Below are 258 nucleotides of genomic sequence, written 5' to 3'. Positions count from 1 at the left end.
TAGGTGTAGGCGGCGGAGGCGGTCTGCCCGTCCGCAGTCTTCTGCACCGCGGCCTTCAGGCTGCCGTCGGGATTGTAGGTGTAGGCGGTGACGGCGCCGACGGCGTCGGTGGCCGTCTCCAGCTGCCCGTGCTGGTTGTAGGTGCGGGAGACAGCCTTGCCGTCGGGGTAGGCGACCGAGGCCAGCCGGCCCTCGCTGTCGTAGGTGTAGGTGATGAGGGTGTTCTTCTTGGCGTCCGCGTCGTCGCGGGCGCCTTCC

Annotated in this window: 1 protein-coding gene; it reads right to left on the bottom strand. The window is 69.4% G+C overall.

From position 1 onward, the window contains the following. Positions 1-258: RHS repeat domain-containing protein (locus IF89_RS40215; protein ID WP_043195176.1), on the bottom strand; the 258-nt coding region annotated here is incomplete at both ends.

Source organism: Streptomyces sp. NRRL F-2664, from assembly GCF_000719345.1.
GTDB lineage: Bacteria > Actinomycetota > Actinomycetes > Streptomycetales > Streptomycetaceae > Streptomyces.
The sequence above is the reverse complement of the archived record's forward strand: the minus strand, read 5'-3'. Positions and strand labels throughout refer to the sequence as shown.